Here is a 15973-nt window from a genome sequence, read left to right on the forward strand (position 1 = left end):
GGGATGACGCCACGCTGACGGCCTACCTTCGCGACCCGAAGGCTATGATCAAAGGTACGAAGATGGCGTTTCCCGGCCTCAAGAAGGATGAGGACCTCGCCAACGTCATCGCCTATCTGAAACAATTTTCCAAATGACCCGGTTCTTCCGCCAGGAAGTAACCCGGTTCTTCCGCCAGGAAGTAACCCGGTTCTTCCGCCGGCCGATGGCGCGGCCAGATTGCCTGTCCCCATCGGTGGTCGCCTGAAATGTCGGCGCGGGAAAGAGGCCTCAAGGATACCGGTATCCAGATATCTGAAGCAACGGTCAGTGATTTCTTCGCGCTTCTGAAACCACGCGTCATGGCGCTTGCTGTTTTTACCGCCTTCGTCGGCCTGTTGGTGGCGCCTGGGGCGATGAATCCGGTCATCGCCGTGATTGCAATTGGCGCAATTGCGGTTGGAGCGGGAGCGGCCGGGGCACTCAACATGTGGTACGATGCCGATATTGATGCGCTGATGTCGCGCACATCAAAGCGGCCGGTCCCGTCAGGCCGGGTCATGCCAGGCGAAGCTCTCGGCTTCGGTCTGGTGCTTTCCGTACTTTCGGTCATGACGCTCGGCGTGCTGGTGGGGTGGCTTGCCGCATCGCTGCTGGCCTTCACCATCTTCTTCTACGTCGTCATCTACACGATGTGGCTGAAACGCTCGACGCCGCAGAATATTGTCATAGGCGGCGCCGCGGGTGCCCTTCCTCCGGTGATCGGGTGGGCGGCGGCCACCGGCGCCGTCGGGGCTGAAAGTCTCATCCTGTTTCTGATCATTTTCCTCTGGACGCCGCCGCATTTCTGGGCGCTAGCGCTGTTCAAGATCGGCGACTATGCTGCCGCCGGCATTCCCATGATGCCGAACGTGGCCGGTCAGGCTTCGACCAGAAAACAAATCTTCGTCTATTCACTGATCCTGGCACCAATCGGCGTGCTCCCTTGGGCTTTTGGATTCGCGAGCGGATTGTACGGGCTCGTTTCGGCCGCATTGGGCGCGGGTTTCATCTGGCATGCCTGGAAGCTTCTGATCGAAAGGTGTATTGAAGGGTGGGAGATGAAACGCGCAAAGGCGCTGTTTGCCTATTCGATTTTCTATCTTTTCGCGATCTTTGCCGTGCTGCTTGCCGATACCATTGCCATGCGTATCCTCACGTCAGCCGGAAATTGACGGCGTGACCTGCCTCGTGGCTGCATCGAATCCTGATGTTTTCGGATTGCCTGCCGGATTGAGACGGCCAATCGGCGATTGCTGAACGAGGTCCGCCCCGAACCTGCTCAAACCTCACGTTGGCACTGCGCAGAACCCCAGCAACAGCAGTATAACTACGCCAAGGCCGAGCATGAGAACGGTCTTTCCATCCATGACCTTCACCCTTCAACCCGGCTTGGAGAATATCGAAGAAAGGCCGTTAGAGCTAGCCGGATCACCGGAGCCGTCCCCTCAGACAAAGGGCGGCGACAAATCCCATGCAAGAGCGTATGTTGACCATGGTGCAGGTCGCGGTTTTGCGTGGCCAGTTACGCTGAACGGCAGCACCGTGGAATCGCGACCTTACCGGACCTGGTCTGGAGGAATGGTCATGGCAAGTTTTCACGTGATTGCAGGCGCCAGCGAGACGCTGGAGCACACCAGAATACGAAAGATCGGCGTTTCCGACCTTTTCGACGCGCTCAAGCGAGGGGTCGACGATTTTATGGTCAAACCGTCGCATATCGTTTTCCTCTGCCTGATCTATCCGCTTGTCGGCGTCGTGCTCGCTGTATGGACGTCGGGCAACAATGCGCTGCCGCTATTGTTTCCCCTGGTGTCAGGTTTTGCGCTGATCGGTCCGTTCGCGGCGATCGGCCTGTATGAGATCAGCCGCAGGCGGGAAGCCGGACTCGACGCCTCCTGGGGCCACGCTTTCGAGGTCAGGAATTCTCCGGCGCTGCCGGCCATCGCGGCGGTCGGGATAATGCTGCTTGCGATCTTCATCGCCTGGCTTTTGACCGCGCAAATATTTTACGAGCAGGTGTTCGGCCCGGCCCCGCCGGAATCGCTCTCCAGCTTCATCAGTGAAATATTCGCCACCGGACGCGGCTGGACGCTGATTATCCTGGGCCACGCCATCGGCTTCGTCTTCGCCGCGGTCGTATTGTGCACCACGGTCGTCGCGTTCCCGTTGTTGCTCGACCGCGACGTCGGCGCCTATGAAGCCATCCACACCTCGGTGCGCGTTGTCCTGGCGAACCCGATTGTGATGGCAGTGTGGGGCCTGATCGTCGCCGTCGCCCTGATCATAGGCTCGCTGCCGGTGTTTGCCGGGTTGGCGGTCGTGCTGCCGATCCTCGGTCACGCCACCTGGCACGTCTATCGCAAAGTAGTGGAATCGCCGACTTCCACCAAACCGGCGAGCTGAAAAATCCCGCCTTGCCGCACCGGCGAGCGCGCCCGGTACGGCAAGGCCTGAGCCTTCAATAAGCCGGGTAGCTAAAGCGGGCTTGCTGTGCGTCGCTGGTCAGGTTGCGGAAATCCTTGCCGCTGACATGCACAAGCGTCCTGTGGTCACCGCCCTCGAAATAGATGTCGGCGGCATTGCCGAGGCTTTCATCGAGAATCACCGGCACATCGTAGGCCGCGCCGATCGGCGGGATGGCGCCGGTGTCGCAATCCTCGAAGAGCGAAACCACCTCGTCTTCGGAGGCGAGTCCGATTCGCTGGTCCATGACGTCCTGCAACGTGCCGAGCTCGATCCTGTGCGTGCTGGGCACCACGGCCAGCGCATAGCCACCGTCGTGGTGAACGACCACCGATTTGGCCATTATGCTGCCGGGCACATGCGCCGCTATGGCGGACTGCCTGCTTGTCGAGGTGCGGTGGTGCTCGACGGTGTCGTAAGAAATTCCTTTCTCGTCGATAAAGTCCTTCAGTCTGTTTGCGATCGTCATCTTGAGCCTCCCTCGCTGGAGTTCGCGACGCATGTGGAAACGAGGACAATCATTCTGCTTCTGTCGTTTCCCCTACCAACAAAAATGGGCCAGCTGTCGATTGTTTCAAGGCGCACAGGAGCGGCCCCAAAATAGCGCTTCCTGCTCTTGACGGGCGACGCCGTCGACAAACCCTGTACGTGGATTGCGCGTCAGGGCTCGGACCCAAAAAACACGGTCCGGGTGAGAAGCGTGTAATCCGATTCGAAGACCATCATCGCCACGAACACCAGCACCAATATCGGCGGCAATATGATCGCATATGTCAGCGCCAGCCGTTCCCAGGCCATGTGCATGAAGACCGCGACGATCAGCCCGGCCTTGAGCATCATGAAGATCAGGATCAGCGACCATCTGAGATAGCCCTGGAGGCCGACATAATCGACCAGATAGGAGCAGGCGCTGAGGATGAACAGCCATGCCCAGACCACCAGATAGAGCTTGATCGGGTGCTCCTGATGAACTTCCGCGGGGGCGGTGCCGGTTGCCGCCGGATCATGCGCTTGAGCTCCGTGAAGCGTGTGTTGCGCCAGGCCGTTTGCGGTTACCTCAGCCATATCTGCCTCTCAAAGATGCTGCTTCTCACCAAAGATAGAAGAATGCGAAAATGAATACCCAGACCAGGTCGACGAAATGCCAGTAGAGCCCCATGATCTCGACGTGCTCGTAGTGGCCCTTGCGGCTGGTGAAGAAACCAGGCCGTCCCGTGTCGTAATCGCCGCGCCAGACCTTTCGCGCCACGATGATCAGGAAGATCACCCCGAACGTCACATGGGTGCCGTGAAAGCCGGTGATCATGAAGAAGGATGATCCGAACTGCGCCGCACCCCACGGATTGCCCCAGGGCCGTACCCCTTCGGTGATCAGTTTGGTCCATTCGAAGGCCTGCATCCCGACGAAGGTCGCGCCGAGTGCTGCGGTCAAAAGCATGAGGATCGCAGTCTTGCGGCGGTCGTGGCGATAGCCGAAATTCACCGCCATGGCCATCGTTCCGCTGCTCGAGATCAGCACGAAGGTCATGATGGCGATAAGGATCAGTGGAATATTCGAGCCGCCAATGTGAAGGGCAAAGACCTCGCTCGGATTGGGCCACGGCACTCGGGTAGACATGCGCGCGGTCATGTAGGAGAGCAGGAAGCAGCCGAAGACGAAGGTGTCGCTGAGCAGGAAGATCCACATCATGGCCTTGCCCCAGGACACGTTTTTGAACGCGCGCTGATCCGAAGACCAGTCGGCGGCGACGCCTTGCAAGCCCGCCGGCCGCGGCTGTGCTTGGCCAGTATGCGTCAGTGTCGTGTCTGCCATCCGTCCGGCCCTCCTAGGTCAGCAACTGTCGGCAAATCTCGATGAAAGTCGCGGCCCAGCCGGCCAGAAGCGCGAAAATAGCGAGCCAGACGAAAAGCAGGAAATCCCAGTACATGGCGCACAATTCGACGCTGAGGCGAAGCCGCTCCGGCCGTGCTCCGTTCCAGGCGCCGGCAGTTGTTCTGCTCAGACCCACCAGCCCTCCCAGTAAGTGCAGGCCATGCATCCCGGTTATCAGGTAGAAAAAACTGTTGGCCGGATTGGCGGTCAGCAAGTAGCCGTCGGCGGTCAGTTCCCGCCATGCCACAAGCTGTCCGATCAGGAAGGCAAGCGCGGTGAGCCCGGCCGTGACCAGGCCGAGCCTGACCGTGTCGATTTGGCCCCGGCGCGCAGCGACCGAGGCGCATCGCAGCGCGATGCTGCTCAGGACCAGCACGCCGGTGTTGAACCAGAGCACGCGCGGCAGCGGCAGCGCCTGCCAGTCCGACAGCGCCATGCGCATGAAATAGGCGCTGGTGAAGAGTGCAAACAGGCAGCCGACGACGGCGAGGAAGACGCCGAGGCCGATCTTGGCGGTCGGCAGCGCTGATCCTTCCCGGCCGATGACATCACCGATCATACCTTGCTCGAGCCATGGCTTGGCCATCAGCCGCTGGTGGGAAAGCCACCATCCGGCAAAGCCGGCGATCACGAGGAGGAAGACCAGAATGACGCTCATGCCGGCTCCCTGGAGGATCCGAAGGAGCCCGGCATATTTTGCGGGATAAAATCCTCCTTGGCGCCCGGCACGCTGTAGTCATAGGCCCAGCGATAGACGATCGGCAGTTCCTTGCCGAAATTGCCATGGGCGGGCGGTGTTTCGGGCGTCTGCCATTCGAGTGTCGTGGCGCGCCACGGATTGCCGCCGGCCTCCCGGCCGTGGCGGATGCTCCAGATCAGATTGAACAGGAACACGACCTGGGCAAAGCCGACGAGGAACGCCATGATGCTGATGAACGCGTTCAGATCGTGGGCTGACTCGGTCATCACCGCCGTGTTGGTCAGTTCGTGGTAGCGGCGCGGCACGCCCATCAGGCCGATGTAGTGCATGGGAAAGAAAATCAGATAGGCACCGAGGAAGGTGACCCAGAAATGGAACTGGCCCATGGCCTCGTTCAGCATCCGGCCAGTGACCTTCGGGTACCAGTGATAGATCGCTCCGAAGATCACCAGGATCGGGGCAACGCCCATGACCATGTGAAAATGGGCAACGACGAACATCGTGTCCGATAGCGGAACGTCGACGACGACGTTGCCGAGAAACAGTCCGGTCAGCCCGCCATTGACGAAGGTGACGATGAAGGCCAGGGCAAAAAGCATCGGCACGGTGAGGTGGATGTCGCCGCGCCACAGCGTCAGCACCCAATTGTAGACCTTGATCGCGGTCGGGACGGCAATGATCAATGTCGTGGTGGCGAAGAAGAAGCCGAAATAGGGATGCATGCCGCTGACATACATGTGGTGCGCCCAGACCACGAAGCTCAGCGCGCCGATGCCGACGATGGCCCAGACCATCATCCGGTAGCCGAAGATGTTCTTGCGCGCATGGGTGCTGATCAGGTCGGATACGATGCCGAAGGCCGGCAGCGCCACGATGTAGACCTCGGGGTGGCCGAAGAACCAGAACAGATGCTGGAACAGGATCGGGCTGCCGCCGCCGTGCTGCAATTGTTCACCCATCTCGACGATCGCCGGCATGAAGAAGCTGGTGCCGAGCGCACGGTCGAACAGCATCATCACGCAGGCGACAAACAGCGCCGGGAAGGCGAGCAGCGCCATGACGGTCGCGGTGAAGATACCCCAGACGGTCAGCGGCAGGCGCATCAGCGTCATGCCGCGTGTGCGGGCCTGCAGCACCGTCACGACATAGTTCAAGCCGCCCATCGTGAAGCCGATGATGAACAGGATCAGCGAGACGAGCATCAGGATGATGCCCCAGTCCTGGCCGCCTGGTGTGCCGGTCATGATCGCCTGCGGCGGGTAGAGCGTCCAGCCGGCACCCGTCGGTCCGCCGGGCGCAAAGAAGCTCGACACCAAAACGAGTACGGCAAGCAGGTAAATCCAGTAGCTCAGCATGTTGACATAGGGAAAGACCATGTCGCGTGCGCCGACCATCAGTGGGATCAGGTAGTTGCCGAAGCCACCCAGGAAGAGTGCCGTGAGCAGGTAGATCACCATGATCATGCCGTGCATGGTGATGAACTGGTAGTAGGCTTCCGGGGTGATGAAGTCGAACGTGCCGGGGAAGCCGAGCTGCAGCCGCATCATCCAGGACAGCACCAGCGCCACCATGCCGATTGCCGTGGCCGTCGCCGAATACTGAATGGCGATGACCTTGGCGTCCTGCGAGAAGACGTATTTGGTCCACCAGCTGTGCGGATGGTAGAGTTCCATCTCCGCGACTTCGGCCGGCGGTACCGCATCTGCAGGTGTGATATCGACCATAAGAACACTCCGTGCCCTTTTCGGCAGACTCGACAGTTTCGAGCCCTGCCGCAATTTTCAACCCACGTCGCCGTCTTTCCCGGCGTCTACTCTGCCGAGCCCACCTGCTGGGGGGCCGACAATTGCGCGAAAGTCTGCTGTTCGCCGAGCCACGCCAGATAATCTTCCTGCGTGTCGACCATGACCACGCCATTCATCAGCGGGTGCCCCTGGCCGCAAAGTTCGGCGCACAGGACCTGGAAGGTTCCGGTCTTGGTCGGGGTGAACCAGAAATAGGTGACCGAGCCCGGGATCATGTCCATCTTGGCGCGAAATTCAGGGACATAGAAATCATGCAGCACGTCGATCGAGCGGAGCAGCATCTTGACCGGCTTGCCGACCGGCAGATGCAGATCGGCGGCTTCGACGACGACATCGTCCTGACCGTTGGCATCACTGGCGTTCACGCCCAAGGGATTTTCAGGGCTGACGTTGCGGGTGTCGGATGTGCCGAGCTTGCCGTCCTTGCCGGGCAGGCGGAAACTCCATTGCCATTGCTGGCCGACGACTTCGACCACTGTTGCGTCGCTTGGGACGCTGACGAACTGGTTCCAGACGAACAGGCCGGGAACCAGCATGGCCGTGACCCCGATTGCGGTGACGATCGTCAGCCACCATTCGAGCCGCTTGTTCTCGGGTTCGTATGCCGCCTGGTTCCCTTCCCGATGACGGAAGCGGAAGACGCAATAGGCCATGAATAGGACGACGGCGGCGAAGACGACGCCGGTGATCCAGAAGGTGATGATGATGGTGTTGTCGATATAGTCCCAGTTAGAGGCAATCGGCGTCCACCACCATGGGCTCAGGAAGTGAAACAACACTGAGCCCACAACTACCAAAACGAGTACAAGCGCGATGGCCATATCCCGTTTCCTCCCGGCATTCCAAGGGCGCGAAGCCGCCCCGGAAAATGCCAAATGCATCATAGCTCGATTTCCCGTCGAAATTCTAGTGCGGTCTTCCGGTCAGCCGAAAACGCAATGGCGATGACGCGGAAGAACCCAAGAAGAAGAAGGCTGCAGCGAAGAAAAAGCTGCCAAGGGCGCCGAACAACACGGCATTGCGCCGAATTATGAAAGACCGCCCTCAATGCATCCTTTTTCATAGTCGCCTTAAAGCGACGTGCGTCCACTTGGACGCAGAAACTCTGAACGAATTTTCACTATCTACGCATCGTGCGTCCGAGAATCGAACCCGATTCTCGGGCCGATGCGATAAGCGACAGATTCGCGCCCAAGCAGCGGTTGGCGGCTGGCGATACGATGTTTTGATCATTATCTGTGCCGAGTTGCAAAGTGAAGGGTCGTTGGAGGGATCGTTGAGACTATTCGTCGGCATCGGAGGCGCGGTCGCCACAGCGTTCCTCTTCGCCTCGGTCTGCGGTATCGCCCGGGCCGACAGCGTCCTTGACAATTGGCGGTTCGACACCGGCAGCGATGGCCTGGTCACGGCTTCGCTCCATGCTACCAACAAGCTCATCACAGGCGGGGGCGCCTTAAGCTACAGCCCGATCCTCACCATTGCCTGTCGGGCGAATGGCGAACCGCGCTGGAGCGAATGGCTGCAGTTGAACGATGCCGTCTCCGCCAGCCGGACCATCACCGTGTCGGTGACCGTCGACAAGGCCAGCAAGGTCAACGAAAGCTGGTCGGTCGGCCCGCGGGGGAGGAGGCTGGTTCGGGATGGTGCCGACGGGATCAGGCGATTGGTTTCCGCAGACCGGCTCCAGCTGTCCTGGCGGTTCGGGCTGCTGTCGGGGCGAGGCGAGGCCGATTTCGACCTTGCCGGGTTCAGCGAGGCGGTCGGCCAGATCGCCGGCACCTGCAACACCGAGTTGCCGTGATCGGATCAGCAACGCTCGCCTCAACCACTAAGAAATCCAGTGAGTTATTCCGGCGCAAACGTCTCGAACGCACCCGCGCAGCCAGCGGTGCGCCTGATCGGCATCGAGCCGCGGGTGCCACAAAAGTGAAACCGTGATTTCCGGCAGGGGAACCGGCAGAGGGAAACAGTACATGCCGTCGCGCAGGTTCCCCGTATATCGTTCGGGAACGCTGGCGATCAGGTCCGAGGCGCGCGCCAGAGCCAGAGCTTCCGAAAAACCGCCGACGACCGTCACGATCTCTCGTTTCAACCCTAGTGGCTCAAAGGCATCGTCGATCTGCCCCCTGTCGAGCCCGCGACGGGAGATGAGGATGTGCCGGCCTGCTGCGTAACGGGCAGGGGTGATCGTCAGCTTGCACAATGGATGCCCCATGCGGACGACACCGACGAAACGATCACGGAACAGCGCTTGCGCGCGCACCTCAGGTCCCGTGGTCTTTCCGACGACGCCCGTTTCAAGATCTACGCTGCCGTCGCGCAGGGGCGTATTGTCCTTGTCCGGCTTCAGGACAAACCGCAGCCGCACGCCCGGTGCCTGTTGGCCGACGCGCGCAATGAGATCCGGTCCGAAATTCTCAACGAAGCCGTCCTGGTTTCTGAGCGTGAAGGTCCGCACAAGCCGTTTCAGGTCGAGCGTTTCAACAGGACGCAGAACGGCTTCGGCGTCCTGCACAAGCTGACCGACGCGCTCGCGGAGCTCGAGGGCTCGGGGTGTGGGAACGAGACCGCGTCCAGCCCTGACCAGCAGCGGATCGCCCGTCGTCTCACGCAATCGCGCCAGCGCCCGGCTCATCGCCGACGGGCTCAGCCGCAGCCTTCTGGCGGCGCGTGCCACACTGCCTTCCGTCAGCAGCACATCAAGGGTGACAAGCAGATTGAGATCGGGATGCGACATCAACGGATCGTACCATGGTCGGGCCGCCCTGACATAGCGTCAAACGCAATGATCAAGTGCAAATGACGCGCCTTACGCCACATCAAGCAAGGGGCTACCTGTCTGTCAGCTCCGTTTCAGGAGCCGCCAGAAAACGGAGTTCACGTTGAAGCCAATCGACGCCGAAAATATGGAACGGGCACCCTCAGTTCGGTGGGCGCTCGCCAGCCTTTCGCTGTCGATGTTGCTGTCCTCACTTGGCATCAGCATCGCCAATGTTGCCTTGCCGACCTTGGCGCAGGCGTTCAACGCCTCATTCCAGGAAGTCCAGTGGATCGTGCTGGCTTATCTCCTCGCCATCACCACCCTGATCGTCAGCGTCGGACGGCTTGGTGACGTCACCAGCCGCCGGCGCCTGCTGCTGGCCGGACTGTTCCTGTTCACGACGGCTTCGGTCCTTTGTGGTGTCGCGCCGACGCTCTGGCTGCTGATTGCCGCCCGGGCGGTGCAGGGCTTGGGGGCGGCAATCATGATGGCCCTCACCATGGCTTTCGTCGGTGATACCGTTCCGAAGGCAAGGACCGGCAGCGCTATGGGGCTGCTCGGAACGATGTCGGCGATCGGCACCGCTCTCGGTCCGTCGCTCGGCGGTCTTCTGATTGCCGGAGCGGGTTGGCGGGCGATCTTCCTCGTCAACGTGCCGCTGGGTTTGCTGGGCCTTGTTCTCGCCTATCGCTACCTGCCGGCTGATCGGCGGGGGCCGAAGACGGATCGGACCGGCTTCGACGTTGTGGGCACGCTGCTGCTTGCCTTGGCGCTTGGCGCCTATGCGCTCGCGATGACGATCGGGCGTGGCGGTTTTGGTTCGCTCAATATGGCTCTGTTGGTGGCAGCCGTTTTCGGAGCCGGCTTCTTTGTGCTTGTGCAGGCAAGAGTGGCGTCGCCATTGATCCGACTGGCCGCTTTCCGCAATGCGACGCTGAGTACGAGCCTCGCCACGAGCGCACTCGTTGCGACGGTGATGATGGCGACACTGGTGGTCGGGCCGTTCTATCTGTCTCGTGCGCTCGGGCTCGACGCGGCTCTCGTTGGCGTTGTCATGTCGGTCGGTCCGCTTGTCGCCGCACTGACCGGTGTGCCAGCTGGTCGCATAGCCGACCGTTTTGGCGCTGGGCGCATGACCACCATTGGGCTCATCGCGATAGCCGCCGGTTGCTTCATTCTATCCGTGATGCCGGCAATATCAGGCATCCCCGGCTACGTCGCCCCAATCGCAGTCATCACATCGGGCTATGCGCTGTTCCAAACAGCCAACAACACCGCCGTGATGTCGGATATCCGCCCGGACCAGCGGGGCGTCGTTTCCGGCTTGCTCAATTTGTCGCGCAATCTCGGGCTCATCACCGGCGCATCCGTTATGGGTGCTGTGTTCGCGTTCGCCTCAGAGGCGATCGACATCACAACGGCGCGCCCCGAGGCCGTTGCCGCCGGTATGCGGATCACGTTTGCGGTCGCGGCTATACTGATCGTCGTCGCGCTCGCCATCGCGGTTGGAAGCCGCGCTCTCACGGCACGTCCTTCGCTGTCTGGCGTGTCATGACACGAGACGGGACGCTTTCGGCGAAAAGCCGACGTATCTTCAAGCAGGGCGTCAGATCAGCAGCAGGCCCTTCATGCTGGCATGCCCCTTCTTGCCGATGATGATGTGATCATGGACGGCAATGCCGAGCGGTTTGGCCGTCTCGATGACCAGCTTGGTCATCTCGATGTCGGCGCGCGACGGCGTCGGATCGCCTGACGGATGGTTATGCGCCAGTATGATCGCCGTGGCGGAGAGTTCGAGCGCGCGCTTGACCACTTCGCGCGGATAGACAGGCGTGTGGTCGACGGTACCGACCTGCTGCACCTCGTCGGCGATCAGCGCGTTCTTCTTGTCGAGAAACAGGATACGGAACTGCTCGCGCTCCTCGAAGGCCATTACCGACCGGCAGTATCCGAGAACCTGCGTCCAGGACGACAAGACCTCGCGGCCTTTGATCTCGCTACGTGCCGCGCGTTGGGCGGCCGCGGCAACGATCTTCAGATCGAGCGCCACCGCCGGGCCGATGCCCCTGACCTCCTCAAGTCGCGCGACAGGCGCGCCAAGCACCTCGGCAAGCGTGCCGAAACGCGCCAGCAGCGCCTTGGCGACGGGCTTGGTGTCGGCGCGGGGGATCAGGCGGAAGAGCAAGAGCTCCAGCAATTCGTAGTCGGGGAGGGCGTCGGAACCCGCGGCCGCGAACCGTTGGCGCAAGCGGTCGCGATGACCGAGATAATGCGGCTTTTCTTCGGTCGCCTTGGTTTTTGCTGGAGGCTGGATCTGATTTTCGGAGAAGAAACTCCGCTCGTCGTCGCTCTTTGTCCCCATAGACCGCCTGCATCCCCTTGACCGGAAAGGTCCGGCGCCGGGAGAAACACTAGGCCGGCAGGCCGGGGCGGTCGAGGTTTTTCGGCGACAGCGTGAAAATCTCGCATCCGGTCTCGGTGACGCCGATCGTGTGCTCATATTGCGCCGACAGCGAGCGGTCGCGCGTCACCGCTGTCCAGCCGTCCGACAGCACTTTTACGTGCGGCCGGCCGAGATTGATCATCGGTTCGACGGTAAAGATCATGCCCGGCCGCATCTCGACGCCCTCGCTGGCGCTGCCATAGTGCAGGATGTTCGGCGCATCGTGAAAGAGCTGGCCGACGCCGTGGCCGCAGAAATCGCGCACCACCGAGCAGCGCTCGCCTTCGGCATAGGTCTGGATGGCGGCGCCGATGGCGCCGGTGCGGGCGCCGGGCCTGATCGCGGCGATGCCGCGCATCAGGCATTCATGCGTGACCTCGAGCAGGCGCTCGGCGGCGCGCTTGATCGTGCCAACCGGATACATGCGCGAGGAATCGCCATGCCAGCCATCGAGGATGTAGGTGACGTCGATGTTGACGATGTCGCCGTCCTTCAACGGCTTGTTGTCGGGAATGCCGTGGCAGACGACGTGGTTGATCGAGGTGCAGGATGACTTCGTGTAGCCGCGATAGTTGAGCGTCGCCGGCAATGCGCCGTGATCCATGCCGAATTCGAAGACGAAGCGGTCGATGGTTTCAGTGGTAACGCCCGGCGCGACGATCGACACCAGTTCGTCGAGGCAGCGTGCGGTGAGGTCGCATGCCTTGCGCATGCCGGCAAAGCCCTCTTCGCCGTAGAGGCGGATCTGGCCGGTGTTTCTGAGTGGTGCCGCGGCGGCGTCGAGATAGGTGACCATTGTGTCCGTCTTGCCGGAAGAAAGGGCTTCTGATGAGCCCGCGCGAAAAGTCTCTCAGATTTGGCACCGGACGGCGCCAGGTTCAAGGACGAACTGCCGGCGATGGGCTCAAGCCGCCGATATTCATGTCTTGCGGCTTCATCCTGTGCCTGTCCAGCCTGTGCCGGGGTGTTCGTCCGCACTGACGACATATTTCTGAGCAACAAGTGGGGAACGCGTTTTGGAGAGACACGAATGGACAGATTGCAATTCGAGGTGCCGGTGCGCATCACGACAGCGCCTGGCCTGCCGGTCGAGGAAATCTACAGCGTCGAACAGGCGCTGGATTTCCTGCAAGGCTGGCCGGTTCGCCGGCAGGGCCCGGTCTATCAGGCCGCGTTCAATGCCTGCTTTGGCGCCACGGTCGACCTAGTCGAGACCGAGGATGCTTGCCGGGCGTTCATGGCGTTCTGCCGGGTAAGCCGCCTCCTGGCCAGGGACATGCTGGTTCCGCGCAAGCGCGGAGGCGAGGCAAGGGTGCTGAGGGCTTAGCGGCCGAGCCGGGCAGTCCCCAGCGAACTGCTTAATGCATCCCACACTTCCATGCGTTCGACGAGCGGCAAATCTGCCCCAGAGCGGCATCATGCCCTTCGGTGGTGCTGTGCCAGCCAGTCACGAATCGGTTATGGCTCCGGCATGCAGGAAACGTCTCTCTACATCCCGGTGAAGCGGTTTCTTGAGAGCCTGGAATTCACCGTCAAAGGCGAAGTCGACGGCTGCGATGTCGTGGGACTGCGTGACGGCGAGCCGCCTGTGGTCGTTATCTGCGAATTGAAATTGCAGTTCAACCTCGAACTCATACTTCAAGGTGTCGATCGTGCTGCGTCATGCGATGAGGTCTGGCTCGCGGCGCGGATGTCGGCCCGCGGCAAAGGCCGCGAGCATGATCGACGGTTCCGCGCACTCTGCCGGCGGCTCGGGTTCGGGCTTCTGGGGGTTGGTTGCGCCGGCAACGTCGAATTGCTGCTCAGCCCGGCCGCCTTGCCGCCCCGGCGAGACCCGAGACGAAGATCGCGCCTCGTGGACGAGCATCGTCGCCGGCGCGGCGACCCTGTAGTCGGCGGCGGCTCGCGTACGCCGATAATGACCGCTTACCGGCAGGATGCGTTGGCCTGCGCCGCTGCGATGGTCGACGGCCCGAAGCGCCCGCGCGACTTGAAAACCATTTCACCACGCGCCGCCAAGATCCTGCTTCACAATGTCTATGGCTGGTTCGCCAGGGCCGAGCGCGGCGTCTATGCTCTGACGGACGTTGGCCGCGCTGCGTTACAGCGCTGGCCCCAACCGGCTTCATAGCGAGGCGGCGCCGAGTTTGTTTGAGCAGCTTGCCGCGGGCAGGGGAGACAACGAACCTCTCCCGACTTGGCAACGATCAGAGTCGGCGCGGGCTGTATCGGTTGTCGCTGGCCGTGGAAAGCATTATTGCACCAGGCGAAACGTGACAGCCTCTTCCGAGTTGCTCATCTGCCTTGTGCACACACCCGTCGATGCCGCCAAATACGACAAGATGAGTTGCGTCGAACTCAAACGCGGTAATGGGCACCGTCGCTGGCGAGATATCGCAAACTGAGATCGCCCGCGGCAAGATTGTTCAAACAAATAGTCCAAACTGGCTATGAGGCGGCCAGCGCGTCGCCTCCATTGTCACTGCCACGCCAGAGCGCAAAAATCGAGCAAATGCGGCGGCAGGAGACAGTGAAGGCAGCAGCCAGAAACAACAAATGTTGATATTTGCGTTACCAAGCGCGTCGAACGGATCGGCACGCCTAGGAACAAAAAAAGAATATTCCGGTAGTTCATCAAGACTGTCTACGGATTGTTTTTCACGAATTCGACCTTGGCAGGAGCGCGCACTTTGTGCGGTGAAGTCCGGCCTGCGGCACTCGATGCAATACCAAAAATCTCAAAAATTCTATCAGAGGGGTGTGGGTATGTGATTTGGCGCTAATATACGCCGTCGAGTAGGCAGGCACCGCGGGGCGCTAAGAAAAAAAGGATTATCAATGGCACTTCATTTCGCAGCAGGTGGGTCCGCCACAGAAGTCGCAAGCGCCGGTTTCAATCTGGTCGACGTTCAAACCGTCGAGCAGGTCAACGAGCTGCCGGATGGCATGAAGGCTATGGTCTGGCTCAACGAGGGCGAGGGCGTGACCCAGTCCTTTATCGACAAAGTCACCCCCTTCCTTGGCAATCCCAAGGTGTACGGGTTTTTTCTCGTCGACGAGCCGGATCCCACCGGCCAATACCACACAAAGGTAGACGCTGAGGATCTGAAAGCCGAATCCGACTGGATCCACGCTCGCATGCCAGACGCCAAGACCTTCATCACCGCGATGGACATGGGGTCTGCCGAAAACCCGGATTTTTCCAACACCTACAACTATGACAACACGCATATCGATCTGTTTGGCATAAGCGCTTATCCGGTGCGCACCGGCACAGACACGGTCGACTACGACATGATCGACAGAACCGTGGCTGCTGCGGTGGAGTCGGGCATCCCGGTCAGCCAGATCGTCCCGGTCCATCAGACCTTTGGCGGCGGCAATTGGACGACCAACACGGGCGGCAAATATGTCATGCCGACGACGGACCAGCTGCAGACGATGATGGAGCACTGGGACGAACTGGTTCCGTCGCCCGAATTCGACTTTGCCTATGCCTGGGGTTCGCAGGAAGGCGACGTCGCGCTTGAAAGCTCGCCGGAACTGCAAGCCGTCTTCCGGGAACACAATCTCAGCACCGCCGGGACCGCCGCTTCCGACGTCACTGATGACAGCTCTACCGTGACTCTCCCTGCCGACGCCACCATCAGCGACGACAGCGCCGCTGCGGCCGCCGCTTCCGACACCACCACGAGCGACGACAGCTCTACTGCGGCCGCCGCTTCCGACACCACCACGAGCGACGACAGCTCTACTGCGGCCGCCGCTTCCGACACCACCACGAGCGACGACAGCTCTACTGCGGCCGCCGCTTCCGACACCACCATCAGCGACGACAGCGCTACTGCGGCCGCCGCTTCCGACGTCACGGTAGAGCTGTCATCAGTGACGTCGGAAGCGGCGGTCC

At 61.0% G+C, this 15973-nt stretch carries 16 protein-coding genes and 1 pseudogene; 8 read left to right on the plus strand and 9 right to left on the minus strand.

Translation table 11 applies throughout. The features are described 5' to 3' along the window. The 3 genes and pseudogenes from EOA78_RS37485 to EOA78_RS31100 form a co-directional block, all read left to right on the plus strand. Positions 1-137, plus strand: a pseudogene (locus EOA78_RS37485) (cytochrome c family protein); the annotation flags it as partial. Between the two features lie 111 nt (positions 138-248). After that, positions 249-1193, plus strand: coding sequence for a heme o synthase (locus EOA78_RS31095; RefSeq protein WP_127319092.1), 945 nt, complete (start codon positions 249-251; stop codon positions 1191-1193). Positions 1194-1605: 412 nt separating this feature from the next. Next, entirely contained in the window at positions 1606-2424 is an 819-nt protein-coding gene (locus EOA78_RS31100) for a DUF2189 domain-containing protein (protein WP_127319094.1), read from the plus strand. Positions 2425-2479: 55 nt separating this feature from the next. Here EOA78_RS31100 and EOA78_RS31105 read toward each other — a convergent pair whose 3' ends face one another. The 6 genes from EOA78_RS31105 to coxB all read right to left on the minus strand — a co-directional run bounded on the left by EOA78_RS31105 (position 2480) and on the right by coxB (position 7683). Next, positions 2480-2953: an aminoacyl-tRNA deacylase gene (locus EOA78_RS31105; RefSeq protein WP_065007814.1), complete on the minus strand. Its 474-nt coding sequence runs from the start codon at positions 2951-2953 to the stop codon at positions 2480-2482. Between the two features lie 191 nt (positions 2954-3144). Beyond that, positions 3145-3549, minus strand: a complete 405-nt coding sequence (locus EOA78_RS31110; RefSeq protein ID WP_127319096.1) for a cytochrome C oxidase subunit IV family protein — start codon at positions 3547-3549, stop codon at positions 3145-3147. 25 nt (positions 3550-3574) lie between these two features. Continuing rightward, entirely contained in the window at positions 3575-4297 is a 723-nt protein-coding gene (locus EOA78_RS31115; RefSeq protein ID WP_127319098.1) for a heme-copper oxidase subunit III family protein, read from the minus strand. A 13-nt stretch (positions 4298-4310) separates the two neighbouring features. Continuing rightward, complete coding sequence (locus tag EOA78_RS31120) at positions 4311-5015, minus strand: cytochrome c oxidase subunit 3 (protein WP_127319100.1); 705 nt, start codon at positions 5013-5015, stop codon at positions 4311-4313. Continuing rightward, positions 5012-6781: a cytochrome c oxidase subunit I gene (gene ctaD, locus EOA78_RS31125; RefSeq protein WP_127319102.1), complete on the minus strand. Its 1770-nt coding sequence runs from the start codon at positions 6779-6781 to the stop codon at positions 5012-5014. The genes EOA78_RS31120 and ctaD overlap by 4 nt, the downstream gene beginning before the upstream one ends. An 86-nt stretch (positions 6782-6867) precedes the next feature. Then, a complete protein-coding gene (gene coxB / locus EOA78_RS31130) occupies positions 6868-7683 on the minus strand; it encodes a cytochrome c oxidase subunit II (RefSeq protein WP_127319104.1) in 816 nt (271 codons plus the stop codon). A 455-nt stretch (positions 7684-8138) separates the two neighbouring features. Between coxB and EOA78_RS31135 the strand changes: the two genes are divergently transcribed. Beyond that, positions 8139-8663 (plus strand): hypothetical protein, encoded by a 525-nt coding sequence (locus tag EOA78_RS31135; protein ID WP_127319106.1) that lies wholly within the window; start codon positions 8139-8141, stop codon positions 8661-8663. A gap of 27 nt (positions 8664-8690) precedes the next feature. Here EOA78_RS31135 and EOA78_RS31140 read toward each other — a convergent pair whose 3' ends face one another. Continuing rightward, positions 8691-9599, minus strand: a complete 909-nt coding sequence (locus EOA78_RS31140) for a LysR family transcriptional regulator (protein WP_127319108.1) — start codon at positions 9597-9599, stop codon at positions 8691-8693. Positions 9600-9768: 169 nt separating this feature from the next. On the opposite strand from EOA78_RS31140, the gene EOA78_RS31145 reads away from it, so the two are divergent. Then, positions 9769-11178, plus strand: coding sequence for an MFS transporter (locus EOA78_RS31145; protein WP_127319118.1), 1410 nt, complete (start codon positions 9769-9771; stop codon positions 11176-11178). Positions 11179-11229: 51 nt separating this feature from the next. On the opposite strand, the gene radC is transcribed toward EOA78_RS31145, so the two are convergent. Together radC and map are read right to left on the minus strand one after the other, a co-directional pair. Further along, entirely contained in the window at positions 11230-11985 is a 756-nt protein-coding gene (radC, locus tag EOA78_RS31150) for a DNA repair protein RadC (protein ID WP_127319110.1), read from the minus strand. Positions 11986-12034: 49 nt separating this feature from the next. Continuing rightward, entirely contained in the window at positions 12035-12862 is an 828-nt protein-coding gene (gene map, locus EOA78_RS31155; RefSeq protein ID WP_127319112.1) for a type I methionyl aminopeptidase, read from the minus strand. Between the two features lie 234 nt (positions 12863-13096). Between map and EOA78_RS31160 the strand changes: the two genes are divergently transcribed. From EOA78_RS31160 to EOA78_RS31170, 3 genes are all read left to right on the plus strand, one after another. Continuing rightward, positions 13097-13393, plus strand: a complete 297-nt coding sequence (locus EOA78_RS31160) for a DUF982 domain-containing protein (RefSeq protein ID WP_127319114.1) — start codon at positions 13097-13099, stop codon at positions 13391-13393. Between the two features lie 144 nt (positions 13394-13537). After that, on the plus strand, positions 13538-14197 hold the full coding sequence (locus tag EOA78_RS31165) for a DUF2161 family putative PD-(D/E)XK-type phosphodiesterase (RefSeq protein WP_127319116.1): 660 nt from the start codon (positions 13538-13540) through the stop codon (positions 14195-14197). Positions 14198-14904: 707 nt separating this feature from the next. Beyond that, positions 14905-15973 (plus strand): calcium-binding protein (locus EOA78_RS31170; RefSeq protein ID WP_206533537.1); only part of this gene is annotated, 1069 nt, incomplete at its 3' end.

Origin of the sequence: Mesorhizobium sp. M5C.F.Cr.IN.023.01.1.1 (assembly GCF_003997585.1) — a bacterium.
GTDB classification, from domain to species: Bacteria; Pseudomonadota; Alphaproteobacteria; order Rhizobiales; family Rhizobiaceae; genus Mesorhizobium; species Mesorhizobium wenxiniae.